Raw genomic sequence first — 25,801 nt, 5'->3', positions numbered from 1 at the left:
ATGCCTTTTTTATTTCCAAATCGGCCTTAAACGGCCAAATTAGAGGATTTTATTCTAAACAATTCATTCTGTTTAATTTATTTGGAAAATAATTCAACAAAACCTTTGGATTTTGTTTAATCAATGCTACATTTGATTAAACAAAAACATCAAAGGAACCATGACGACTCTTGAATTCAGTTACTCTTTGAATAAACTATCCAGCAGCTTGAAGCCATTTGCGTTAAAGTTGACCAGAGATATGGATGATGCCAACGATCTTTTACAAGATACAATGGTGAAGGCATTCACTAACAAAGACAAGTTTACCGAGGGTACCAACCTGAAGGCTTGGCTTTACACGATCATGAAAAACACCTTTATCACCAACTACCAAAGAATGGTAAGAAGAGGAACCTTTGTAGACACTACCGAAAATCTACATTACTTAAATTCAAGTAGTGTTCAAATAGAAAACGGAGCGTATCAAAACTTCACCATGGATGACACCTATGAGGCCATCAATAATCTGGATGATGTTTACAAAACTCCATTCATGATGCACTACAGAGGTTTTAAGTATCATGAAATTGCCGACAAGTTGGATATTCCAATTGGAACTGTTAAAAATAGAATCCATATTGCTCGGAAGATTTTAAAAGAAGACCTAATGGTCTACAGACACAAAAACTAATGCTATGAGCCAGAAAAAAGTGGTGGTTATCGGATCCGGCTTCGCAGGATTATCCGCAGCAACCCACTTGGCAAAGAATAACTATTCAGTCACCCTGATAGAAAAGAACGAATCCCCTGGAGGAAGAGCGCGCAAGTTCAACCATCAGGGGTTTGTTTTTGATATGGGCCCGAGTTGGTATTGGATGCCTGACGTATTTGAAGATTATTTTGCCCATTTCGGGAAAAAAGTAGAGGACTACTACACCCTCAAAAGGCTTGATCCTTCCTATGCCGTGGTTTATGGTGAGGAGGATGTCTTGGACATCCCTGCCGATCTGAATGAATTCAAGGCTATGCTTGAAAATATCGAGCCTGGAGCAGGAAAGCAACTCGATGAGTTTTTGGCACAAGCCAAATACAAATATGAGGTGGGTATCCACGATCTGGTCCAAAAGCCCAGTCGTTCAGTTTTTGAGTTTACCTCTCCCAAGCTACTTGTGGATATGGTTCGGATGGATATTTTCCAATCCATGTCCAAACACGTGCGGAAGTTTTTCACTCACGACAAGATCATTCGTCTGATGGAATTTCCGGTTTTGTTTTTGGGAGAAACGGCTGAAAATATTCCTGCACTTTATAGCTTGATGAATTATGCAGACATCGCTTTGGGTACATGGTATCCCATGGGTGGCATGCATGAGGTGATCAAAGGCATGGTAAAATTGGCTGAAGAGCATGGGGTAAGCATTCGATACAATGCCGAGGTCGAGGAAATTGAAATTGAAAACGGAAAGGCAAGACGTGTTCGATTGATTTCTGGCGAAAAAATCGAAGCTGACATTGTCGTGGCTGGGGCAGATTACCACCATGTGGACAAGCATCTCATCAATCCAAAATATTCCAATTATTCGGAAGAATATTGGGATAAACGTGTGATGGCTCCATCGAGTCTTCTCTTCTACCTCGGAGTAGACAAGCGTTTAAAAAATCTCAAGCATCACAATTTGTTTTTCGACGAGCCTCTAGGCCCTCATGCGGATGCGATCTATAAGAATCCAAGATGGCCAGAAAAGCCACTTTTCTATGCTTCTGTTCCTTCCATTACGGATCCTACGGTCGCCCCAAAAGGAATGGAAAACTTATTTCTACTCATCCCATTGGCTCCAGATCTGGAGGATACGGAGGAAATGCGAGAAAAGTATTATGACATTATTATGGAGCGTCTAGAGCGAATCACCGGTCAAGATGTGCGAAACCACGTCATTTATAAGCGTTCCTATGCCCATAGCGACTTCAAATCCGACTATCATGCCTTCAAGGGGAATGCTTACGGATTAGCAAATACGCTCACGCAAACAGCGATTTTGAAGCCTTCTTTAAAAAACAAAAAAGTCTCAAATTTGTATTATACAGGCCAGCTCACAGTACCAGGCCCTGGAGTTCCTCCGTCCTTGATTTCGGGACGAGTGGTATCAAATGAGGTAATGAAGGAAATAAATTCATAAATTAAGAGTAAAATCGAATCCATGGATGCTGTAGAGTTATATGACCAAACCACACTCGAGTGCAGTCGACTGATTACTCAGCGGTACAGTACCAGCTTTACGCTAGGGATTAAAACTCTGGACAAGAAATTTCATCTGCCTATCTATGCCATTTATGGTTTTGTAAGATACGCGGATGAAATAGTCGATACCTTTCATGATCATGATAAGGCCGCTCTTTTGGAACGCTTCAAAAAAGATACTTATGAGGCGATAGAGGCTAAATTGTCTCTTAATCCTGTTTTGCATGCATTCCAGCTCATGGTCAATCGCTACAAAATAGACTTGGATTTGATTGAAGCCTTTTTGCATAGCATGGCTATGGACTTGGATTTTAAAACTTACAATGACAACCGATACGATGAATACATCTATGGTTCGGCCGAGGTTGTAGGTTTAATGTGTCTGCGGGTCTTTTGTGAAGGGGATAGTGCGCTGTATGACTCATTAAAAGCTCCTGCATGCAAGCTTGGTGCGGCTTTTCAGAAAGTGAATTTCCTAAGAGATATTAAAAGTGATTTTGAAGAGCGAGGTCGGGTATATTTCCCAGGAGTAGATTATTCTCAGTTTGATAAAACTGCGAAACAAGCCATAGAAGAAGATATTCAAAAGGACTTTGATGATTCCCTGATTGGCATCGAAAGTCTCCCTGATGGTGCAAAATTAGGTGTAAAGGTAGCTTACTTGTATTACCAAAAACTATTTGATAAAATCAAAGGTCTCCCGGCAGAAACCATCACGCAGGAAAGAATTCGAATCCCAAATTCGAAAAAATTATCCCTCTTGGTCGGTTCTTATTTTGAAAACAAACTCGGTATTTCATGAAAGTTAGAGCCAATTTCTGTGTTTAAAAGACCGATTATATAAAATAATGACTTGAAAAAAACATTTCGCTAAGCCTTAAATTATCTAAGTATGAAAAATCTTCAGGTTTCCATCGATCAGCATTCAGGCTTCTGCTTCGGAGTGGTGTATGCCATCGAGATGGCTGAAGAGATTTTAGAAGAACAAGGATATCTCTACTGTCTAGGAGATATCGTTCATAACGATGAAGAGGTAAAGCGACTGACGAGCAAGGGCCTCAAAATCATCAATCATGATGAGCTCAATAGTCTAACAAATGAAAAAGTGTTGATCCGCGCTCATGGGGAGCCACCTTCGACTTATGAACTATCAATCACCAACAACCTTACACTTATCGATGCGAGTTGTCCTGTGGTATTGAAGCTTCAGAATAGAATCAAAAACTCTTTCGATAAAGAAGAGCAAATTTATATCTACGGAAAGCATGGACATGCAGAGGTGATCGGATTGCTAGGGCAAACGAATAACAGGGCGATTGTTTTTCAGGACATCTCCGAATTGGATCTTCCATCCATGCCGAGAAACATTACGCTCTACAGTCAGACGACCAAGTCAACTGACAAATTTTACGAGATTAATCAAATTCTGAGCGAAAACGGGATCACCGTACGGACAAATGATACTATTTGCCGCCAAGTCTCGAATCGAGACAAGGAACTTCGGGATTTTGCCAACAGATTTGACAAAATCATCTTCGTAAGTGGTACCAAATCTTCCAATGGAAAGGTCCTTTTCAATGTTTGTAAAGAAAAAAATGCCAACACCCATTTTGTCTCCAATTCAGATGAAATAGCTAGTGATTGGTTTGATCAAAATGATACCGTGGGAATTTGTGGAGCTACTTCCACACCCATGTGGCTCATGGAGCAAGTGCGGGAGAGAATCCTGACTTTCTAAGAAATTCAAGCGATATTTGGTTATGGCTTTGCCGAATCCAACTTACCATTCAGAAAAATTAGGGAACAAAGGTGTCATGGTCGCTTTGATCATTATGCTCCTTTGGAGTGTATCCCTTGTGCTTTTGCTAAACTTTGAAATAAGCTGGAGCAATCCTTTGGTGTATGTCGGGATTCTTCTCCAAACCCATCTCTACACCGGACTTTTCATCACTGCGCACGATGCCATGCATGGACTCGTATCTCCCAATCGTCGACTGAACCACGCGATCGGGTGGGTCTGTGCCATACTTTTTTCCTATAATTTCTATTGGAGACTTTTTCCAAAGCACCATGAACATCATCGCTTTGTCGCTACGGATAAAGACCCCGACTATCATGAATCAGATAATTTTCTGATCTGGTATTTCAGTTTTGCAAAGCAGTATGTGAATATCTGGCAGATCCTTTTGATGGCCATCACTTTCAATATTTTGAAGCTATTTCTACCCACAGAAAACCTCATCGTTTTTTGGATGCTTCCAGCAATTCTTTCCACATTTCAGCTATTTTATTTCGGCACCTATCTCCCTCACAGGGGAGAAAGTGACAATGAGCACCACTCCAAATCTCAGGAGAAGAACCACTTTTGGGCTTTCATTTCATGCTACTTTTTTGGCTATCATTTCGAGCATCACGACTCTCCAGGAACTCCTTGGTGGAAACTTTGGGAAGAAAAAGAGAAACAAACTGCCGAAAATCGGTGACTTTCGTCAAAAATCCCCTTTCCACGAAACTTTTTGGAATAGAATTGATTTTGATGTTAGTTAATCCTACGTCATGAGAAAATTAGTACTTCTAGTATCCTTTATTTTATTTTCGGCGGCAGTTTTTGCCCAAGGCATCATCCGAGGGAAAATCGTTAATCCAGTAAATAATGACCCAGTAGCTTTTGCTAATGTTTTTATTCTGGGCTCAGAGCTTGGTGCGATTTCAGATGAGGATGGAAACTATCAGATCACAAACATTCCTCCTGGGCTTTATAATGTCCGAGCAAGCTTTGTAGGCTATAAAACCCAAACGCAATACGAAATCCAAGTAACATTAGCACGACCAGTGCAATTGGACTTTGAACTTTTAGAAGACGCTTCCGAGCTATCCGAGGTGGTGGTGAATTCAGAATTTACCAGAAATGAGGAAACTCCTGTTTCGGTCAGAAAGCTAAATGCAAATGAAATCGAGCGATATCCTGGAGGAAATCGGGATATCTCGCGAGTAATCCAATCCCTTCCAGGTGTGGCAAGTAGCGCCAGCTTCCGGAATGATATTATCATCCGAGGTGGTGCTCCCAACGAGAATAAGTTTTATGTCGACGAAATCGAAGTGCCGGTAATCAACCACTTTGCGACGCAAGGGTCTTCAGGTGGCCCAGTTGGGATTTTGAATGTAAACTTGATTAAGAATGTGGATGTGATCACCGGAGGCTTCCCAGCGAATCGGATGAATTCTTTAAGCTCCTTTTTCGAGTTTCAATTGAAAGAAGGACGTCGCGACAAGATGTTCACACAATTCACAGTGGGTGCCTCAGAACTTACCCTATCCAATGAAGGTCCCATCGGTGAAAACACAAGTTATATTGTCTCAGCAAGACGTTCCTATTTGAGTGGCCTTTTCCGTCTTATTGGCCTTCCATTCTTGCCCACATTCAATGACTTTCAGGTAAAAACCACCACTAAACTCAATGACAAAACCGAGTTGACCTTCATCGGCGTAGGCGCCATCGATGACTTTGTGCTTAACGAAGATGTACCAGATGACGAAACTGAAGACGAGAGGGCGGACAGGCTTTACCTGCTCGATGTGCTGCCTATCCAAAAACAATGGAATTACACAACGGGTCTTAAACTGAAGCGATTTAGAGAAAACGGGTTTTGGACGTTCATTTTGAGCAGAAACATGCTGAACAATGAGTCCTTTAAGTATCAAAATAACGATGCAAGCAATGAAAATAACCTGTTGTTCAACTACGTTTCTCAAGAATCCGAAAATAAATTCAGAGCAGAAAATAGCATCTTCGGTGCAGGCTATACGCTCAAATATGGTGTCAATTACGAGTATGCTCGATATTTCATTGATAATTTTGATCGGTCTACCTTAGCCGCTACTGGCCAGATCATCGACATTGAGTCAAAGAGCAATTACAATAGCTATGGAGCATTTGTCTCTGGAAGCAAGACCTTCTACAATGAGCGCTTACTCATCACAGGTGGAGTTAGAATGGACGGAAGTGATTTTGGCGCGACGGCGAGTAATCCATTGAATCAAATCAGCCCTCGAGTTTCCTTTTCATACCAACTGAAGCCCAATCTATTTGCGACAGCAAATGCAGGGATCTACTATCAAAAGCCTCCCTACACTGCTCTTGGATATATTGATGAAAATGGGGTTCTATTAAATCAAGAAAATGACATCCGCTTTATCCGAAATTCACAGCTGATTGGAGGTATAGAACTCCTTGTGCCGGAGAAAAACAGAAGATTTACGGCAGAGGCTTTTTACAAAAGATATTCAAATTATCCAGCCTCCATTCGAAATGGAGTCTCTTTAGCTAATCTGGGTGCAGACTTTGGGGTCATCGGAAACGAACCTGTAGAGTCCAATTCTGAAGGCCGTGCTTACGGGCTTGAATTCCTTGCACAGCAGCGACTTTTCAACAATTTCTATGGAATTGCTGCATTAACTTTAGTGCGAAGTGAATTTACCAATCCTAATACCGATGGATTTATTCCTTCATCTTGGGACAATCGTATCATTGTCAGTCTTACCGCAGGGAAGCGTTTTGGCAAAAACTGGGAAGTGGGTGCAAGATGGAGATACCTTGGAGGCACTCCATACACACCATTTGATGTAGAAGAGTCTTCTTTGATTAGCAATTGGGATCTGAGAAATACAGGTATTCTAGATTTCAACCAAATCAATGCTGAGCGTCTTCCAGCATTCCACCAACTTGATCTGCGAATCGATAAAAAATACTATTTCAACAAGTGGAACCTCAACTGGTATATCGATATTCAAAACGCTTACAACTTCCAGGCAGAGCAACCTCCTTTGCTAGTTCCGGTGTACGATCAGTCTGGAGAAAATATCTTGGTGGACCCAAATGACCCGAGTAGATATCAACTGAGATTCTTGGAGAATACAGCTGGTACTTTGCTTCCGACCGTAGGAATTATTATCGAGTTTTAATCTATTTGGAGCTGCTGGAGAAGTTTGAGAATTCGCTTCGTTTGCAGATTTAAGGACTGAGTTTCATAGATATAATCCACCCATTCCTTTTGCTCCGCCTGGCTCCGCCTTTTAAATGCCTCAAATTTTCCTGGGTCATCCTTTAGGCAATCAATCAGGTCCTGTGGAGTCGATGATGGAGGTTCCGGAACAAAAAGCTCTAAGTGAACCAAATCGCCGGCTTCTTTCTTGATTTCTTTTCGAATGTCTTTAGCTACCGGCAAAAACAAGGTGCCATCGCCTTTGGGCATCAAGTGCTTTTCTTTGAAAGAATGCTCATCAATTTTGCCCCAGACTTTGAGCATTCCAAAGGATTTGACTCCGGTAAATTGCTGCTTTTGTAAGGGCACATAAGTCCAGCCACCCTTTCCGGTGAATCGCTCTAAATGAAAATTACCCTCTAAAATTTTTTTCATAAAAAAAGCAGGAGGTTAATCCTGCTTTAAACGTCAAATTAATTTTTATTGAAATCGCCAGCGAATATTGAATCCAAAGCCATCACCGGTAAACCTCGTGTCTTCTACGATGACAAACACCGGCCTCCAGTCTGCACCGATCGTAATTGGCACGTCTGCAATAGCATATTCAATACCTACTTCTCCTGCGGCACCCAGACTAAAGGGATCTCCGAGAAAAAGAGAAGGACCAAATCCAGCATACCAATTGAAATCACTGTTGCCTACAGGTCTAAACAAGGGATGCCAAAGCGCATCGATTCCAACTCCGCCACCGCCAAAGCTTACATTAGCGTGAATTCTGGAAAAATCTCCAAGGGCAAAGACACCATCTACGGCTACATTATTTCCGGAGAAATTACCAAATCTAATTCCGACTTCTTGAGCTTCGCTCTCCAAAGCAAGACCTACGCACAACAATGCGCTGACAAATAGGATTTTCAAGTGTTTCATTTTAAAGAAATTAAAAGTTTTAAATAATTCACATTTCCTAGGATCATCTTAAGCATTCTATTAATTCCTGAGGAGGTTGCTAAGGGATTTCTACATTGAATAATTTTATCTAAACGATATTCCCTTCCTCTTTACAAACCGGTTTTGGAATTGGTATAAAACGAATCCATTCCCCACTGGTATTAAGTGCTTTTATCCCATGAAATATGTATCAATTCTACTAGAAATTTTCATCATTCCAAAGACTTTGCTTGTTTTGATTAAATCTTCTAAAAGCTTAATATATCAATCTCCCTTAACCTGGAAATTTTTTTAATAAGCATTGTACTTCTACATCGAGTTGCACAAAAAAAGCAGACCTAAAGTCTGCTTTCAATATTATTCTACTTTACCGAATCTCCATCGAATGTTTAAGCCAAAAACATCAGCAAAGAAGTCTGTGTCTTCAATGACTCTCAAGGTTGGTCTCCAATCTGCTCCAATTACAATCGGAACTTCAGCAAAGGCATATTCTATTCCTATTTCGCCTGCTATCCCTAAAGAAAAGGGATCATCAATATATAAAGACGGTCCTACACCTAAATACCAATTGAAATCACTCGCCCCTACAGGCCTGTAAATAGGATTCCATAGAAGGTCAATTCCAACACCCGAGCCAAAACTAAGATCTCCATGAATCCTACTAAACTCCCCTAATGAAAAAACTCCATCAAGTGCCACGTTGTTTCCGCCAAATTGACCGAACCTAATACCAAGTTCCTGTGCATTGCTTTCAAGGGATGCCGCCATCCCTAAAAACAAGACAATAGAAAGAATTTTTAAATACTTCATTTTAAGATTGTTTAAATAAAAGATAAAATAGTCTACAAATATTTCAATTTCTTCAATTTACTCATTTGGTGATAAAAATCTATATACAAATCCCGCTAATATTGCGCCAACTATTGGTGCAACCCAAAACAACCATAGCTGCTGCAAGTAAATTCCACCTGCGAAAATAGCCTGTGAGGTACTTCTAGCCGGATTAACAGAAGTGTTGGTGACTGGAATACTGATCAAGTGAATGAGTACCAAACACAATCCAATCGCCAATCCTGCAAAGCCTGCTGGAGCCTTGGGGTGTGTAGAACCGAGAATCACAAACAAGAAAATAAATGTCATTACCACCTCTGTGACTAGGGCGGAAGTCATGCTATATCCTCCAGGAGAGGCCTCTCCATATCCATTAGATGCAAATCCTCCTAGCTCAACCCCGGCCTTTCCTGTAGCAATAACATACAGAATAGCCGCTCCTGCTAAGCCTCCTAGTACCTGAGCTACAATATAACCCGGCACTTCTTTAGCCTCAAATCTTCCCCCCATCCACAGTCCCATAGTCACCGCTGGATTTAAATGACAACCTGAAATATGACCAATTCCATATGCCATGGTCACCACCGTAAGACCAAACGCGATCGATACTCCTACAAATCCAATTCCCAGCTCGGGAAAGCCTGCTGCCAGTACGGCACTACCACAGCCCCCTAGGACAAGCCATAGGGTGCCAATAAATTCTGCTGCTAGTTTTTTCATTATTTGATAAGGTTAGTTTGGTTGTTTATCCTATCAAAATAGAAATAAAAATTTGTTTTGTTTCAAATATTTAAACTAATATTTGGCACAAAGCTATTATTCCAAATCAACCTAAGAGCTACTCGATTGAATTTATAAGTCCTCTCCCGATCCGCAAAACCTCTGCAACCAACAAGTCCATATCTTCAAATCGGGCCCTTTGATTTACATTAGCCACGCGAAGCGTGTATTTCCCATTCAGAATCGTAGAGCTTGGAGAGGCAATACCTTGTTCCTGGAGTTGCAGCAAAATCTCTCGGTTCAGGCTCCTAAGCTTCGGCTCGGAGTACCCTTTCTTAACCATTCGAAAACAAGTAATACTCATCGAAACGGGAGCAGTCAGCTCCAATTCCTCGCACTCTCTAACCAATTCCCCTAGGTATTCCGCTTGGCGATTATTCTGAGCAATCATCTGTTGGTACTTCAGGAACCCTTGCTCCTTAATGGACATCCAAACCTTCAATGCCTTAAAGCCTCTCGACAATTCAAATCCGTAATTGTTGATGGAGTCAGGTCCACCCGCCAACCCACGAGTCTCTTGAAGGAGATAATTTGGATTTACAGCGAAAGACGCTCTATGCTTTGCCTTGTCTCGAATCAAAGTGCAGCCTACTTCATAAGGTACATAGAGCCATTTGTGAAGGTCAAACGCCAAACTATCTGCTTGCTCCATAGCTTTTAGCCTACCGGCGTAAACTGGATCCAGCTTACAAAGTGCACCATAAGCCCCATCTACGTGGAACCACAGTCCATATTTCCTGCTAATCTTGAGTAAATCCTCCATGGGGTCTATTGCGCCAGTGTTGACTGTACCTGATGTACCCACCACGCAAAAAGGCATGAACCCTTCATCAATGTCCTCCTTAATCTGTGTTTCGAGGGCGAGGGTATTCATTTCAAACTGATTGTTTACTGGGATTTTGACCACAGAATCTGTCCCCAGGCCGATGATCTCTGCTGCTTTTTGGATGCAGCTATGGGTTTCTTCTGAGCAGTAAAGCCGCATTTTGCTGGAGATCTCTTGTAGTCCCCTAGATCGAATATTTAAATCGGCAAAGGAATTTCGGGCCACAGTAAGTGCGGTAATATTTGCCATACTCCCTCCACTGACCAAAATCCCCGAGGAATCCTCTGAGAACCCCATCATCTCCTTGCACCAGTTCACAACCTGCTGATCCACATACAATGGGGCATGCTCTCCAATGGTGACATTTGGATTCATCCCAGAGGCCAATAAGTCTCCCCAAACCCCTATGGGATTACCTGTCCCTTGAATCCAAGCAAAAAAGCGAGGATGCACATTGCCTTTGTTGTAGGAAAAAATATTGGTTTTAAACTCGGAATAGACTTCCATGGGATTTTTCCCATTGGCGGGAAGTGAGTCCTTGAAAGTACTTTTCACTTCCTCTGGGATCGGTTTCCAGATCGGTTCTTCTCTGATTCCTTTCCAGTAATCCACCAAGTCATCTATGATTTGATGACCAAGCGCTCGAATTTCGTCCCAGTTTTCAGGATCCAGGGTCTGGTTTTGTGGTTTCTTTTTACTCATTATTTGGCCTTATTTATTCACAGGAATTAGACGCAGACTATACAAATCGCCTACCTCATCTGCTGGGATCTTCTTGGCAAAAAGTGTCAGGTCTGTCTTTCCTTTTTCTAGCGAAATTTCCCCGATAGCTATTTTTTTCCAAGTCTTCTCTGGGGCCTCTTTTCGTGTAATTCGGTCCGGGCTTGAAATGGTTTCTCCAATAAATGGCTCTGTAATTTCAAATGAAATTTGACTCATGCCTTGCTGGAGCACAAGCTGAGAACCGATCTGATCTTCAGGAGTTGCATATTCAAAAATCACCTCAAAAGTTCCGGGATCTAGCACATCTAAGGACCAAGTGATTCGATCATCCAAATCTTTCCACTGAGTAAGCCAATCTTGAGCCCAACCATGTCCTTCGTAAAAACTTAATTCACCGGAAAAAAGAGACTCATAGGAAGCCAAGAGGATTTCATTGCTCTGGGAACTGATCGGGATAGGTCTGTCAAAATTTGCTCCCTCCGTCACTTCTTCAAACCAAGCCTTGTACTCTTCGCTGAGTGCCATGGTCAACTCAGGATAGGTATCTGCCAAATTGCTCTTTTGCGAAGGATCATTCTTCAGATCATAGAGTTCATCCCCTGCTTCAAGGTGAGTGAGAACCAATGAATCTTTGCGAATCGCTCCAGGAAATGGATCAAGTTTACGTTCCGGTTGGGCAACATGGGAAAAAATAGACCGTGAAAAGTCTTGATCTTCGCCTCGAAGTGACATGGCTAGGCTTACACCATCCAAGGGTCGTTTCTCTTCAAATTCTAATCCCAATAGCTCGACCAAAGTCGGCAAAATGTCGATATGTGAAGCCGGAGTCGTCTGGACTCCTGGAGGGATTTTTCCAGGCCATTTCCAAAAAGATGGGACCCGAACACCCCCTTCGTGCACACTTCCTTTTCTTCCCTTCATTTCATCATTGAAGCGAATTCCATTTGGCCCATTGTCAGTTAAAAAGATGATAACAGTATTTTCTTCCAAACCAAGCTCTTTGACCTTCTGGAGGAGCCTTCCAATATTATCATCAAGATTGGTGACCATACCGTAAATAGCTGCCAGCTCATCATCTAGGCCTTGGGCCTTGTACCGATCAAAGTACTCATCTGGAACTTGATGAGGGCTGTGTGGAGTGTTGTAAGCCAAATAGGTGAAGAAACTCCGATCTTTATTTTCCTCCAAAAAATTAATCGCCTCGTCGGTCAACACATCCGAGATGTAACCCTCTATTTTCTGCATTTCGCGATCTTTCTCAAGATGAGTATCAAAATAATTAGACCAATGTCCTCCTAAAAAACCAGTAAACACGTCAAACCCTTGCGCCAAGGGGTGATTGGGATAATGCTGTCCATTGTGCCATTTTCCAAATATGGCGGTGGAATAGCCATTGTCCTTAAAAAGCTCCGCCAACGTATACTCCTCAGCATCCATCGTCTCCAAGCCCTTCGAAACGGATACTGTGCCTGTTCGCAAATGATATCTCCCAGTGAGCATACTTGCCCTCGTAGGAGCACAGAGTGGACTTACATAAAAGCGCTCAAATCTTGCAGATTCATTCGCGAGTTGATCTAAAACTGGGGTTTGAATAGCTTTATTTCCATGAATCCCCAAGTCCCCGTAGCCCTGGTCGTCTGTGAGAATGAGGATCACATTGGGGGGAGATTTTGTTATTTCTTTTTGACAGGAAACGAGAGAAATGACCAACAACACCAACAAAAATCTACTCATAAAATAAGGTTTTTGGTCAAGTTAAGGATTTGGAGACAGACTACCTCGATTTACTCAAAAGGCTGGCAATTACTCTTTTATTGCGTTGGACAAAAGGCATCAACTTTTGATAAATCCAAAAATATCCAGGCTTCAAAATCCAATACCTGGTGTCATTTAAAGGAATCACTTGGCCGCCAAAACCTTCTTTGAATCGGACCACTCCGTCACTTCCTCCCATTGAAATGTCATAGAAATCAAAGCCTTTGGCTACCCCTAGACGGATAATCTGGTCATGCAAAAAATGTCCCACCTTCTGATCTACCTCCTCTCTAAGTGTTCCACCCATGATGTAATGCATTTTCTTACCAAACTGGAAAACTACCAAGGCGCCCTTGATTTGGTCTTGATTTTTACAGAATGCGATCAAGCAGGCCCCATTTTTTACCATGTCAAGCAGTGTAGGTCCAAACTCTTCCCAAGTCCGTATGGCATAGCCTTGATTCTCTGCATTGGCCTCGATCACAGCATAGGCTTCTCTTATCTCCTTTTCCTCCTCGGCCAATAAAAACTCGTGCCCAAAAGTGGAAGACTTACGGACATTTCTCCTGCAACCCGAATTGTAGTTTTCAAAAACAGGGTCATACCCTTTTCCCTCATAATTCAACTTTACCGCTCTGACACCATCTATTCCAGTCACATACTTGAATAGTACACCTTTACCAGATTCTGAAATATTCAATTCCGAGAGTTCATTGGAAATGAAATGATCGGGAAAACAACCCGTGTTTTGCACATCAAAGGGCAGTGAAATCTGAGCTAAAAAGGCCCCCTTCCGCTTCCCCTCCATTTTAAACTCCTCTATTAAGCTTTGATAAAGATATGGATCAGATTCATTCAAAATTGGCCCATATGGACAAATTAATACTTTGAAAGGCCCTGTCTGCGCTAGTACCACCCCCATTCCTCCAAGTATGGATCCTTGAGCATTTTTTGCCAAGATCAAAAAGGACTGAAAACCATACGCCTTGTAGCTCTTCAACCAGTCGCTGGATTGAAGATAAATTCCTCTTTTGGTCACTGATAAAAACTCATCCCAAAGTCTCCAGTTTTCACCATCTGAGCATATAGAAAGTGTAAGCTTCGCTCTTGACATCAAATGTTAATGGTTTTTCATTTTACTCCTGACAGCAGCTACAAAATCATCTGGCCGGTCAACATGAATAGTGAGAAGAGAAGTCTTTTGCTCACGTCCATAAAGTCCAGAAATTGTCTGTTCAGTTTTGAATTCAATGATCACATTATGAGGATCCATGCTGCCTAAGGGCGATAGATTACTGAATGTGCCTTCTTCGAGCTCTCGAGAAGACTTTTCGATTGTAGCAAGGTCATCAAAATTGACCGCACATTGGTTCAAAATCCCAAATCTCAAATCCAGTGAATCTCTTTGAACAAGGTGGGGACGAACAGCCAAGGAACGTAATATGCCAAAAACCTGTAACCCTGAATAGACACTGAGCCCAGTAAGAATCCATGCGGCGACCATACTCCAATTCATAATTAAAATATGGAAAACCAAAGTCTCGGTCACAACCAATAAAATTAAAATGCCAAGCACAATTCTCGCCGATGATTCTCGGTGATAGCTAAATGCATTCTCTTTTTCTATTGAGGTCTCCCAATGAAAAAATCCATAGTAAAAAATAGACACCTCCATGGTCACGGCCTTCGCTGCTAAAGATGGAAAGATTTCTTCACAAGTCTGACTCAAAGCTGAATAGAAATCCAAATCAGCTGAATTTGAATTGTGACGGTGACTTATGATCATCTGGCGGACTTTAAAAATCACGAACCCTACTACCGTAAATTCGACCAAAGGGACAAGCCAAGTTTTTACTAAGGAGAGGTAGTATTGATTACCCTCAGGAAGGATAAATGTGGCGCATATCACTCCAAGAATAAAAATAGGAACGACTGTAGTCTTAGGGATTTTTCGGTTTCGAATCAGTAGGTAATAGAGAAAGGGAATCACAAATACCAGATCAACCGTAATACCTAAGGAAAGAATATCAGCCCTTTGCAAAAACTCTGTCGAACCAACCAAAATCCCAAATATGGGAAGCGGCAAAAGAAGACAGAAAAATGGGAGGGATTTACGGAGGCTTAAGGTCATTTGAAGGTTTCACTATTAGAATAAAATGAATTTAACATTATTGGCTTTGCTAAGCTAATTGGTTCCTTGTTTTTATACTGAATGAGGGTTCTTACGATGACTTAAAGATATTATCTAGCGAAAACACCAATTAGTGTGGTTTCACGTATTTCCTCCAGTTGTGCTGTTCTTTGAAGCCTAGCACTTCTTTTATCTTCCGATTGGAAAATAAAGCTTCATGCTCTCCTAACTCTCGAGTTAAAGGGACTCCAGGAAAGAAACGCTCGGCCAATTCTTTACTCGGAATGATCGCTCCATTATGATCATTTCCCGCATTGAAAACCTGATAGCCAAGACCGTCCTTTTGCAAACACAAATCAACAATCTGACCCAGATCTCGGGCATCTATATAGCAAAAGGCATTTCTTCGTCGAACCTCAGGATTCTTAAAATAATGAGGAAAGAGTTCTTTGTATTCGTGTGGTTCAATCACATTCCCTATCCGCAAGGCATAAATATCTACACCTGATCGACGCTGGAAAGCACGAGCAGTTTTTTCATTGACGACCTTGGAAAGGCCATAACTATCCATGGGGTCCACATCATAATCCTCTTCCAAGGGTAGGGAATGAGGATTTGTCTGACCATCTGAAAAGCAAATACCATAAGTAGTCTCAGAGGATGCGATAATGATCTTCTTGATCCCCAGTTTCACCGCTGCTTCGATTACATTATAGGTGCCGATGGTATTCACCCGAAAGGTTTCATTATCTGGATTGATCAGAATCCTAGCCACCGCAGCAAAATGAACGACTGCATCGAATTTAGGAACCCCAGTGCCCGGCTCGAGTTCATCAAATCCCGCATAGGAACTCATAGCATTAAACATTTGACCAGAATCCGTGATATCAGCAATTAGATTGTCTACTCCTGGATATTCCAATGGCTTCAGATCCACATTCATCACCCGGTGCCCCTGGTCTAGAAGGTAAGGAATCACATGCTTTCCTGCTTTCCCTGATCCTCCGGTAAAGAATATTCTCATGTTCAGACGTTTTAAATGTTTTCAGTTTCCAATTTCAAAAGATGCGCTGATACATCTCTTCCAGTTTACTCACAGCGATCACCTCAATTTGATACTTTTTCAAGTCAAGCCCTTTAACGGCATATTTGGAAACAATAATTCTCTTAAAGCCAAGCTTTTCTGCCTCGGCGATTCGATTTTCTATCCGCGAAACGGCGCGCACTTCTCCTCCTAGCCCTATTTCCCCTGCCAAACAAAGGTCTGGCGATACGGGGGTATCTTCATAGCTAGAAATCAAAGAAGCGCAAACCGCCAAATCCAATGCAGGATCATCCACCTTCATCCCTCCAGCTACATTTAAAAATACATCCTGCTGGCCTAGGCGCATTCCTCCACGTTTTTCGAGTACAGCCAGAAGCATATTCAGTCGTTTAGAATCATGTCCTGTGCTACTCCGTTGAGGAGTTCCGTAAGTCGCCGGACTCACTAGAGATTGAATCTCGATAAGCAAGGGGCGGTTTCCCTCCATCATTGCACCAATGGCCACACCGTTCAATACTTCTTCCCGTTGGGTCAAAAGAATCTCTGATGGATTGGCGACTGTTCGAAGTCCTTCTGCTCTCATTTCATAAATTCCCAACTCATGGGTGGAGCCAAAACGGTTTTTGGAGGTTCGTAAAATGCGGTAAGTCATATGTCTGTCCCCCTCGAACTGCAAAACCGTATCTACCATATGCTCTAAAACTTTGGGTCCAGCAATGGATCCATCCTTGGTGATATGCCCAATCAAAAAAACAGGAGTCCCAGTTTCCTTGGCAAATTTCATCAGCTCAGCTGTGCATTCCCTCACTTGGGAAACAGAGCCAGCGGCAGATTCCACATACTGACTATTCAAGGTTTGAATCGAGTCGATGATTAGCAAATCTGGTTTTAGTAACTCAATTTGTTGAAAAATATGCTGGGTGGTGGTTTCTGAAAGAACAAAGCAATCGGGATTTTTTGCCTCCATCCGATCCGCTCGCATTTTGATCTGAGCTTCACTTTCCTCACCAGAAACATAAAGGATTTTCTTATCTCTCAGAATCAATGCGATTTGCAGCATCAGAGTGGACTTTCCAATACCTGGCTCACCACCTATCAAAACCAATGATCCCGGTACGATTCCTCCCCCAAGTACGCGGTCCAATTCTGAATCTCCTGTCACCCATCTAGCCTGCTCCTCGTACTTGACTTCGTGGATTTTTCGCGGTGAATTAGCCTTTTTACTTCCAGAATTAGGTGTTTTCCAAGTGCCTTTTCCGCTTTCTTCCTTTTGTACGATCTCTTCGACGTAAGTATTCCACTCTCCACATGCGGGGCATTTACCTATCCATTTGGCACTTTGAGCACCGCAGTTTTGACAGAAAAAAGTCGTCTTTACTTTCGCCATAAATTAATGAGCTTGTAGCCAATCAGAACCGACACCTACTTCGACAATAATCGGCACGTCCAATTTAATGGCATCTGACATCAGGCTGGGAATATTCTTTTTCAAAATCTCCAATTCATCCTTGTGCGCGTCAAAAACCAATTCATCATGTACCTGAAGAATCATTTTTGATTTGAGTTTTTCTTTCTTCATCCAATTGTGAACATGGATCATCGCGACTTTGATCAAGTCGGCGGCAGATCCCTGAATTGGTGCATTGATTGCGTTTCGCTCTGCAAATCCACGCATGGTTGCATTTCGGCTATTGATGTCTCGGAGATAGCGCCTTCTGCCCAATATGGTCTCCACATATTCGTCGGTGCGGGCCTTTTCAATAATTCCATCCATGTATTCTTTCACCGCAGGGAATTCTCTGAAATAGGAGTCGATAATCTCCTTGGCTTCTCCCCTTGGGATACTTAGTCTCTGCGACAGCCCGAATGCTGAAATACCGTAGATTATACCAAAATTGGCTGTTTTGGCCTTTCTTCTCATATCTGAGGTCACTTCTTCCAAAGGAACCTTAAAGACTTTTGCAGCCGTGGCCGAGTGAATGTCTTTTCCATTTTTGAATGCATCGAGCATAGACTCATCCTTAGAAAAAACTGCCATGAGTCTCAACTCAATCTGTGAATAATCTGCCGCCAGAAGCACATGATTTTCATCTCGAGGTACGAAGGCTTTTCGGATTTCTCTTCCTCGCTCCGTTCGGATTGGAATGTTTTGAAGGTTTGGATTTACCGACGAAAGTCTACCCGTTGCTGCCACAAATTGATTGTAAGTAGTGTGAATTCGGTTGGTCTTAGGATTAATCAAAAGTGGCAATGAATCCACATAGGTAGATTTCAACTTGACCATTTGTCTATAATCCAAAATAGCTCGGGCAATTTCATGCTCTCCCGCCAATTTGCTCAAAACCTCTTCACCGGTTGCATATTGTCCCGTTTTGGTCTTTTTGGCCTTTGCATCAAGTTCCAGTTTATCAAAAAGTACTTCTCCAAGTTGCTTGGGAGAAGCCAAATTAAACCGAACCCCGGCTAATTCATAAACCCGTTTTTCTATTTCCAGGCTATCTCTTTCGAGTTCGGTAGAGAGCTCAGCCAAAGCTTCAGTATCAATCTTCACTCCCTCAAATTCCATAGCGGCGAGTACATCAATCAGCGGCGTTTCCACCTCATAAAACAACTCCTCTACTTTATTTTCCTTAAGCTGTGGGTCAAATACCGATTTCAACTTCAAAGTAATATCCGCATCTTCTGCAGCATATGGAGTTACTTTATCCTCGTCTACATCCCGCATATTTCCTTGGTTTTTGCCCTTTTTACCAATCAAGGACTCAATGGAAACAGTCTTGTAATTCAAATACTGCTGCGCGAGCCAATCCATGGAATGCTTGCCTTCGGGCTCAATCAAATAATGCGCAAGCATGGTATCATATAATACTCCCTTGACCTCGATTCCGTAGTTTTTGAGCACTAGGAGATCGTATTTGATATTTTGACCCACCTTGACAATGCTTTCATTTTCTAAAATCGGCTTCAGCATGGCTAGAATTTGATCTACCTCCGCTCTATCCTCGGGAAGAGGCAAATAATATGCTTCACCTTTCACATAAGAAAATGCAATTCCTACCAATTCCGCTTCCATTGCATTTAAGGAAGTTGTCTCTGTATCGAAGCAAAGCTCTTTTTGCAATGACATATATTCGACCAGTTTTTGGATGGCTATTTCGCCTTTAACTTTATGGTAATGAACGCCGGAAGTCAAGATGGATTCAGGGATGGCCTGCTCATAGGGGTTCGCAGCTTCTTCTTCGTAGCTCATCACTTCCGCTTCAGACACAGGTGCGATACTCGTGGAAGGGGCTGAAGCTTCGCCAAATAACCCAAGCTGCTCATTGCTTCGGATGGTAGCCTTTTTGTCTGCGGACTTGAAAACTCTTGCGGCTAAAGTCCTGAATTCAAGCTCTGAAAAAATGCCTTTCAGCTTTTCCTCATCAAATCCCTCGTATTTCAACTCATCGGCGACAAAGTCTATGGGTACATCAATTTTAATCGTGGCCAATTCTTTAGAGAGAAGCCCCTGCTCGGCAAAATTCACCACATTTTCCTTCTGCTTTCCTTTGAGGTCTTCTGTGTTTTTGAGAAGCTCCTCCACCGTACCGTAGGCTTTCAAAAGCTTCACCGCAGTCTTTTGACCTATGCCAGGAATACCAGGAATATTATCCACAGAGTCTCCCATAAGACCAAGCATATCGCAGACTTGATCCACTCGTTCGATATCCCATTTTTCACAGATTTCACGTGGCCCCATCACATCCACGCCGTTTCCCATGAAAGCTGGTTTGTAAAGAAAAATATGATCGTCCACCAGCTGACCATAATCTTTATCCGGAGTCATCATATAGACTGTAAATTCTTCCTTTTCGGCCTTTTTGGCTAGGGTACCGATCACATCATCCGCCTCAAAACCATCTAATTCAAGGATAGGAATGTTGAATGCCTTTACGATTTCCTTTACCCAAGGGATCCCTACCCCAATGTCTTCGGGCTGTTCTTGTCTATTGGCCTTATAAGGCTCGTATCGCTCATGCCTAAAAGTAGGTGCTTTCGTATCGAAGGCCACGCCGATATGACTCGGTTTTTCCTTATCGAGAATCTCAATAAGGGTATTGGTAAAGCCGAGCATCACCCCGGTATTCAGTCCTTTGGAGTTGATTCTTGGGTTTTTGCTAAAGGCAAAATGGGCACGGTAAATCAGTGCCATGGCATCGAGTAAAAAAAGCTTACAGGGCTGTTTTTGGGACATTTTATACTTTTTTGAAAGAAATTTCGAAATTATTTAAGCCTTCAAGTTACTAAAAAAAGGGGTGTGAGGACTCTGTTTTTTTATGGCTTGACGACATGAATTTATGAATTAGAAAAACAAAAAAAGCCCGACTGAAAAACTCAGACGGGCTCTGTCATATTTTAAAGGGCTATTTACTATAAAGCGGAGTACGCTTAATCAAGTAATTCAAAGTGACTTCGTAAGCATTTTCAGATGGCCAAAAGCTATCATGGGTATCTGAATAAACATTTTGGCCTTGATCGTTATAGATTTTTAAATCCACATTGGTGTTAAAGCTGGCGCTCGATGAAGAAGATCCAAAATTGGAGCTCGAGTATCGATTTCCGTCACTTTTACTGTTATAAGAATTACTAGAAGTACTTGTAACGCCCGTTTGAGTAATCACTACAGTGCCATAGACCACATACTCTACGTCGAGTAAATGTGCCATCTCTTGTGGTGTAAGACCAATCAAATTATCCGGTGTAAGATTATTTTTTAAAAGGGTCGCATTGGTTGTCATTGGATCTTGGATAGTAAAAAGCTTCGCCTTTTTTCTCAAATAGGTATAACAATCTGACTGAACTTTCAGGCCCATCTTATCATCCCTAGACCCGCCGGAATTCATATAGTCAAATGGTAAAACTGCAACTAGATTATGGTGGTCTTGGAGGCCTGCGGTAGATTGGGCAGCTGTTGTTGAAGTCTCAGCTGTTGGAGCTTCTGTAAAAAACTGAACCCTTCCACTTGAAAATTGGATTTTGTTGATCTCCGATTTTGCCACGGTGTATTTGAGTGATTCGCCCTTGTAAATAAACTGAATGCTTGTATCATCAATAGACACTACTTTTCCAATCATTTCTTCACCATTCACTTTCACCACTTTATCAAAATCACCCTCTTGAGCGAAGGTCATCACACTTACCAGCATAAGTAGGGTTAAGAACACTGTTTTTTTCATCTCTCTTGTTTTTAATTCAAATTATGTGTTTTCGCTTTTCTCTAGGTATTCCTTGACTGCTTTAGCACGGAAGAATATCAAGGCCAGAGGAACCATCCAAAGAATTTCATTGAATAAGATATGAAAAGCTGTTCGCTTATTCCAGCCCAATTCAGGTAAATAACCGATGGAAAACCAAAGTGTTAAAATCAGTTTACCTACAATTCCAGCCAAAATCAGTTTTATCCAGCTGACTGGATAAAAGGCGCTAACGAAAATTACCACCCCAATAATTAATCCAAAAGTGCCATAATAGTTTGAAGTCAGACCCTCATTTGCTGGTAAATCCATGGCAAGCCAAGCCAAAAGGGTAGGCCCAAACCATTTGAAAAATGCCGACCAAGCCACAGTATACATCCCGGCTAGCAATAACAAGCCTCTGAAGTACATTGGAAAAACTGGGAAAGAAGGTTTCTGATCCATGAGCGGTTTGATTTTCTTTTGCTTATTGAACACCTTGAGGCACTCGAAGTTTCTTAGAAATACAAATCTATCCAATGAAAAATAATAAAAGCTTAAAATCGGCTGCATTTGTGGCTCTTGGTGCAATGGCAATTCTCTCACTTGGTTTCACTTTAGGGCGAATGACTGGAGAAATCACGCTTCAAAGCATTGATGGTGGAGCAGAAATTCTGGGATTGGAATTTAGCCCTGCCGAAAAAGACAGCATGATCAGCAGACTAAATACACAGCGGTCAAATCTTGCGGAATTACGGCAGACTCCCCTCCAAAACTCTGTCAGTCCTGCCCTACTTTTCAATCCCCTCCCAAAGGGTTTTGAACCTGATCAAAATCAGAAGGAAATTAATTGGGGACTTTCTCAAAATGTCTCTTTACCGGAACGAGAAGCTGATATTGCATATATGCCGGTTCATGATCTGGCAGTGTTGATCCGCAATGGGAAGCTGAGTAGTGAGCGACTAACGCAGATTTACCTCAACCGGATCAAAACTTACTCAGACACCTTGCAATGCCTGATCACACAGATGGAAGATAGTGCACTAGCAAAAGCCCGTGCTATGGACGCTGAGATAAAATCCGGAAACTACCGTGGTCCTCTACATGGAATTCCTTATGGAATTAAAGATTTACTCGCAGTAAAAGGGACTAAAACCACTTGGGGAGCTGCTCCCTATAAGGATCAAGAAATTGATGAAACCGCGACGGTGGTGAGAAAATTGGATGAAGCGGGAGGAGTCCTTGTGGGTAAGTTTACCCTTGGCGCCCTAGCCATGGGTGATGTTTGGTACGGTGGTGTGACCAAAAACCCTTGGAATCTATCCCAAGGCTCAAGTGGATCATCTGCCGGCTCAGCATCTGCGGTGAGTGCTGGATTGGTTCCATTTGCCATTGGTACGGAAACCCTAGGCTCCATAGTCTCTCCCTCCACGAGAAATGGGGTTACAGGACTTCGCCCCACCTATGGACGTGTGAGTAAAGCTGGAGCAATGGCACTGAGTTGGTCCATGGACAAGATCGGACCAATCTCAAGGTCTAGCCTAGACAATGCCATCGTGCTTGCAGCCATCAACGGACCTGACTCACAGGACCCCAGCACCATCGCAGCAGCCTTCAATTACTCTGCTGAAAAAGATGTAAAATCCTTAAAAGTCGGGTATTTCGAACCATTTTTTGACCGAAGAAAAGACAAAAATGATTTGGCTGTTCTCGACTTGCTCAGAAGCCAAGGAATAGAACTCCATCCTGTGAAGCTTGATAATAAAATAGATGCCACCCCAATAGTCATGATGCTCATGGCTGAAGGTGCCGCTGCATTTGATGAACTGACTCGTATGGGTTGGGATGATCAGCTAGTAGCACAACATAAAGGTGCTTGGCCAAACCTATTTCGCGCTGCACGATTTATTTCCGCTGTGGATTATGTAAATATGGCTAGACAACGAAGCCTGCTGATAGAGGAAGTCCATCAAGTCATGAAGGATTATGACGTCATCGTCACACCTACTTTTGGAGACCCTCAGTTGCAAATTACCAACCTTACGGGCCATCCGGCACTTTGTCTACCGAATGGATTCAATAATTCAGGAAGTCCTACTTCTATCACGCTTTTGGCAAATTTATTTGACGAAGAGAAGCTGGTGATGCTGGGAGAATTGATCCAAAATAATTCAGATTGGCAGGCTAAGAGACCACCTATATTCAATCGATAATCGGAGAAGAATTTCGGGATTAGTCCATACGAAGGACTCCCGAAATTTTCATGTTGTTTGGCTCCATCCATCGAATCTTTTGAGTGGTCTCGACCGAGTAATGGTCTAGGTTAAAGCCTCTAGCGGATAAGTAAAGAGATGCAATGGTGGTAGAGGAATAAAAGATATTCTCTTCCTTCATTTTAATGGTTAAGCCCGTGACTTCATCGTTACCATAGGTGACGGTCATTGTTTTCAGCTTTCCCTTTTCACCGTCTTTCAGTTCATGGATCAAATATCTACCCTTCACTTGAGTCTCATAAGAAAGCGCGAATGTAGGCTTATTGATATCTGCTTCCTTAAAGATCTCCAGCTCCTTGGCGATATCCTCTCTAGACAGCACCACATCGGCAAATTTCTGGTCTCCATTGACTCTGGTTCCTTTGCTCACCAAAACAGAATCCGGAAGCTCTGATACTTCTTTATCTATAAATCCTGACAAATCGAAATATGGAAGGACTTCCATTTCGGATTGCTCCTTTTCCAAGTCAGACCCGCAAGCATAAAAAGCAAAGGCGAGCAGTACTAAGAGTAAATTTTGAAACTTCATGATTTAAGTAATATTTCACCGGACATTTCTTTGGGAATATCCAGCCCCATCAAAGTCAAAATTGTGGGTGCTAAGTCCCCAAGTTTTCCATCACGAACTTCCAGCCTATCCTGATCATCAACCATGATAAAGGGAACCAAATTAGTGGTATGAGCGGTATTTGGACTGCCATCCGGATTGATCATCATGTCGCTATTGCCATGATCAGCGATCACGATCGTGGTGTAGCCATGAGCCAGCGCAGTATCGATCACGCTACTCGCGCACTGATCCACGGCCTCACAGGCTTTCATCGCAGCTTCAAAAACCCCGGTATGTCCGACCATATCCGCGTTGGCGAAATTCAAGCAAATAAAATCAGCGCTTTCTTTTTTGAGTTCATTTTTGATTTTTGAGGCGATCTCAAAGGCGCTCATCTCAGGCTTGAGATCATAAGTCGCCACTTTCGGAGAAGGACAAAGAATTCGGCTTTCTCCTTCAAACTCGCTCTCTCGACCTCCCGAAAAGAAGAAAGTCACATGCGGATACTTTTCAGTTTCAGCGATTCGTATCTGTTTTTTCTTCGCCCCCTGCAAGACTTCTCCAAGGGTGTTTTTCAGATTATCTTTTTCAAAAAGAACCTTTACTCCCTCAAAACTCTCATCATAATTGGTGAAGGTGATGTAATTGAGTTTGAGTTTAGTCATCCCAAAATCCGGGAAGTCTTTCTGGGTAAGTACCTGAGTGATTTCTCTACCTCGGTCTGTACGGAAATTGAAGCAAATAACCGTGTCACCAGATTCAATTGTGGCACGAGGCTTTCCATCTGCTCCAGCAGCAATAATCGGCCGTATAAACTCATCCGTCACATTGTTTTCGTAGGATTTGCGGATACTGGCTAGAATATCTCTCGACTTTTCTCCCTCTCCTTTGACCATCGCATCATAGGCAAGCTTCACGCGCTCCCAGCGATTATCCCGATCCATGGCATAATAGCGGCCAGTCACGCTGGCAATTTGCCCTGCGGAATCCTTGAGGTGATCCTGCAATTCAGCAATAAACTTAATTCCACTTTTCGGATCGGTATCTCGGCCATCTGTAAAGGCATGAATATAGACCTCTTCGACCTCATTGGCTTTGGCAGCATCACAAAGACCCAAAAGATGCTTAATATGTGCATGCACCCCTCCATCAGACACCAGTCCGATCAGGTGTACCTTTTTCTTATTTTCTTTGGCTTGTTTGAAAGCTTCAGTCAGCACTGGATGATTTTTGAGGTCTCCATTGGCTACGGCCTGATTGATTTTGACCAGATCCTGATAGACTACCCGGCCTGCGCCAATATTCATATGTCCCACTTCGGAATTTCCCATCTGACCCTCAGGCAATCCAACGGCTAGACCGCTAGCTTCCAATTTGGCATGAGGATACTTTTCGTAAAGGCTGTCTACAAAAGGCGTGTTGGCTTTGGCAATAGCAGAAACTTCAGCGTCAGTTTCTAAACCCCACCCGTCCAAAATCATCAAAAGTACTTTCTTTTCCATGGGACAAATATATTATTTTTC

Annotated in this window: 22 protein-coding genes; 7 read left to right on the top strand and 15 right to left on the bottom strand. The window is 42.4% G+C overall.

Annotation, left to right across the window (positions count from 1 at the left end):
• The first annotated feature begins 160 nt into the window (after positions 1–160).
• From ACFOSV_RS07705 to ACFOSV_RS07680, 6 genes are all read left to right on the top strand, one after another.
• Entirely contained in the window at positions 161–673 is a 513-nt protein-coding gene (locus tag ACFOSV_RS07705) for an RNA polymerase sigma factor (protein WP_377905065.1), read from the top strand.
• Positions 674–677: 4 nt separating this feature from the next.
• Positions 678–2,159 (top strand): phytoene desaturase family protein, encoded by a 1,482-nt coding sequence (locus ACFOSV_RS07700; protein ID WP_377905063.1) that lies wholly within the window; start codon positions 678–680, stop codon positions 2,157–2,159.
• 21 nt (positions 2,160–2,180) lie between these two features.
• Complete coding sequence (locus ACFOSV_RS07695; protein ID WP_377905061.1) at positions 2,181–3,023, top strand: phytoene/squalene synthase family protein; 843 nt, start codon at positions 2,181–2,183, stop codon at positions 3,021–3,023.
• A 90-nt stretch (positions 3,024–3,113) separates the two neighbouring features.
• Complete coding sequence (locus ACFOSV_RS07690; protein ID WP_377905059.1) at positions 3,114–3,959, top strand: 4-hydroxy-3-methylbut-2-enyl diphosphate reductase; 846 nt, start codon at positions 3,114–3,116, stop codon at positions 3,957–3,959.
• A gap of 22 nt (positions 3,960–3,981) precedes the next feature.
• On the top strand, positions 3,982–4,704 hold the full coding sequence (locus ACFOSV_RS07685; RefSeq protein ID WP_377905056.1) for a fatty acid desaturase: 723 nt from the start codon (positions 3,982–3,984) through the stop codon (positions 4,702–4,704).
• A gap of 73 nt (positions 4,705–4,777) precedes the next feature.
• A complete protein-coding gene (locus ACFOSV_RS07680; protein WP_377905054.1) occupies positions 4,778–7,183 on the top strand; it encodes a TonB-dependent receptor in 2,406 nt (801 codons plus the stop codon).
• Here ACFOSV_RS07680 and ACFOSV_RS07675 read toward each other — a convergent pair.
• From ACFOSV_RS07675 to ACFOSV_RS07615, 13 genes are all read right to left on the bottom strand, one after another.
• The gene (locus ACFOSV_RS07675; protein WP_377905052.1) at positions 7,180–7,638 is read right to left on the bottom strand and encodes a YdeI/OmpD-associated family protein; all 459 of its coding nucleotides are present in this window, start codon (positions 7,636–7,638) and stop codon (positions 7,180–7,182) included. The genes ACFOSV_RS07680 and ACFOSV_RS07675 overlap by 4 nt on opposite strands.
• Before the next feature lie 45 nt (positions 7,639–7,683).
• The gene (locus ACFOSV_RS07670; protein ID WP_377905050.1) at positions 7,684–8,130 is read right to left on the bottom strand and encodes an outer membrane insertion C- signal; all 447 of its coding nucleotides are present in this window, start codon (positions 8,128–8,130) and stop codon (positions 7,684–7,686) included.
• Between the two features lie 378 nt (positions 8,131–8,508).
• Positions 8,509–8,961: an outer membrane insertion C- signal gene (locus ACFOSV_RS07665; protein ID WP_377905048.1), complete on the bottom strand. Its 453-nt coding sequence runs from the start codon at positions 8,959–8,961 to the stop codon at positions 8,509–8,511.
• Positions 8,962–9,018: 57 nt separating this feature from the next.
• Positions 9,019–9,702 (bottom strand): aquaporin Z, encoded by a 684-nt coding sequence (gene aqpZ / locus ACFOSV_RS07660; protein WP_377905046.1) that lies wholly within the window; start codon positions 9,700–9,702, stop codon positions 9,019–9,021.
• A 118-nt stretch (positions 9,703–9,820) separates the two neighbouring features.
• Complete coding sequence (locus tag ACFOSV_RS07655; RefSeq protein ID WP_377905044.1) at positions 9,821–11,290, bottom strand: pyridoxal phosphate-dependent decarboxylase family protein; 1,470 nt, start codon at positions 11,288–11,290, stop codon at positions 9,821–9,823.
• 9 nt (positions 11,291–11,299) lie between these two features.
• Positions 11,300–13,045 (bottom strand): arylsulfatase, encoded by a 1,746-nt coding sequence (locus ACFOSV_RS07650; RefSeq protein WP_377905042.1) that lies wholly within the window; start codon positions 13,043–13,045, stop codon positions 11,300–11,302.
• Between the two features lie 40 nt (positions 13,046–13,085).
• Positions 13,086–14,180, bottom strand: a complete 1,095-nt coding sequence (locus tag ACFOSV_RS07645; RefSeq protein ID WP_377905040.1) for a lipid II:glycine glycyltransferase FemX — start codon at positions 14,178–14,180, stop codon at positions 13,086–13,088.
• Positions 14,181–14,186: 6 nt separating this feature from the next.
• Positions 14,187–15,197 (bottom strand): hypothetical protein, encoded by a 1,011-nt coding sequence (locus tag ACFOSV_RS07640; protein WP_377905038.1) that lies wholly within the window; start codon positions 15,195–15,197, stop codon positions 14,187–14,189.
• A gap of 130 nt (positions 15,198–15,327) precedes the next feature.
• Complete coding sequence (locus ACFOSV_RS07635; RefSeq protein WP_377905036.1) at positions 15,328–16,221, bottom strand: NAD-dependent epimerase/dehydratase family protein; 894 nt, start codon at positions 16,219–16,221, stop codon at positions 15,328–15,330.
• Positions 16,222–16,255: 34 nt separating this feature from the next.
• On the bottom strand, positions 16,256–17,629 hold the full coding sequence (gene radA, locus ACFOSV_RS07630) for a DNA repair protein RadA (protein ID WP_377905034.1): 1,374 nt from the start codon (positions 17,627–17,629) through the stop codon (positions 16,256–16,258).
• 3 nt (positions 17,630–17,632) lie between these two features.
• Positions 17,633–20,476 carry a DNA polymerase I gene (gene polA / locus ACFOSV_RS07625; protein ID WP_377905032.1) on the bottom strand — a complete coding sequence of 948 codons (2,844 nt, stop codon included), beginning with the start codon at positions 20,474–20,476 and terminating at the stop codon, positions 17,633–17,635.
• Between the two features lie 169 nt (positions 20,477–20,645).
• On the bottom strand, positions 20,646–21,458 hold the full coding sequence (locus ACFOSV_RS07620; protein WP_377905030.1) for a hypothetical protein: 813 nt from the start codon (positions 21,456–21,458) through the stop codon (positions 20,646–20,648).
• Between the two features lie 21 nt (positions 21,459–21,479).
• Positions 21,480–21,920: a hypothetical protein gene (locus tag ACFOSV_RS07615; protein ID WP_377905028.1), complete on the bottom strand. Its 441-nt coding sequence runs from the start codon at positions 21,918–21,920 to the stop codon at positions 21,480–21,482.
• 74 nt (positions 21,921–21,994) lie between these two features.
• On the opposite strand from ACFOSV_RS07615, the gene ACFOSV_RS07610 reads away from it, so the two are divergent.
• Positions 21,995–23,668, top strand: a complete 1,674-nt coding sequence (locus ACFOSV_RS07610) for an amidase (RefSeq protein ID WP_377905026.1) — start codon at positions 21,995–21,997, stop codon at positions 23,666–23,668.
• 19 nt (positions 23,669–23,687) lie between these two features.
• Here ACFOSV_RS07610 and ACFOSV_RS07605 read toward each other — a convergent pair whose 3' ends face one another.
• Together ACFOSV_RS07605 and gpmI are read right to left on the bottom strand one after the other, a co-directional pair.
• Positions 23,688–24,257, bottom strand: a complete 570-nt coding sequence (locus ACFOSV_RS07605; protein WP_377905024.1) for a hypothetical protein — start codon at positions 24,255–24,257, stop codon at positions 23,688–23,690.
• Positions 24,254–25,780: a 2,3-bisphosphoglycerate-independent phosphoglycerate mutase gene (gene gpmI, locus ACFOSV_RS07600; RefSeq protein WP_377905022.1), complete on the bottom strand. Its 1,527-nt coding sequence runs from the start codon at positions 25,778–25,780 to the stop codon at positions 24,254–24,256. The genes ACFOSV_RS07605 and gpmI overlap by 4 nt, the downstream gene beginning before the upstream one ends.
• Positions 25,781–25,801 lie beyond the last annotated feature (21 nt).

The sequence above is a fragment of the Algoriphagus namhaensis genome, from assembly GCF_042649705.1.
GTDB lineage: Bacteria > Bacteroidota > Bacteroidia > Cytophagales > Cyclobacteriaceae > Algoriphagus > Algoriphagus namhaensis.
Note: the sequence above shows the minus strand (reverse complement) of the source record. Positions and strands in the feature narration are given on the sequence as shown.